General features: G+C 64.3%; 1 pseudogene. It reads left to right on the forward strand.

The annotated features are described in order from the left end of the window. Positions 1-401 (forward strand): annotated as a pseudogene (locus AB4091_RS21965) (hypothetical protein); the annotation flags it as partial.

The raw sequence follows: 401 nt of genomic DNA on the forward strand, positions 1-401 counted from the left end.
CGCCGAGGACGTGAAGGACTGGCTGCTGACGGCAGGCGCCGAGGACGTGAAGGACTGGCTGCTGACGGCAGGCTTCGACCAGGCCGAAATCGCCATCAAGACCGCGCAGCAGAACGATCTGAACGATCCTGAGAACCAGGACCTGCTGTCGCCCACCAACCGCGTGCGCGCCATCATCACCAAGCAGGCCCTCCAGGAAGGCTGGGATTGCCCCTTCGCCTATGTGCTGTGCAGCCTGGCGGCCAGCACGAACCTCAAGGCCATGACGCAGCTTGTCGGCCGCATCCTCCGTCAGCCCGGCGCCATGAAAACCGGCGTGGACGCACTCGACGAGTGCCATGTCATCACCCACCATGCCGACACGGCGTCTGTCGTCAGCGCGATCAAGGAAGGTCTGGAAC

Origin of the sequence: Terrabacter sp. 2RAF25 (assembly GCF_052115265.1) — a bacterium.
GTDB lineage: Bacteria > Actinomycetota > Actinomycetes > Actinomycetales > Dermatophilaceae > Terrabacter.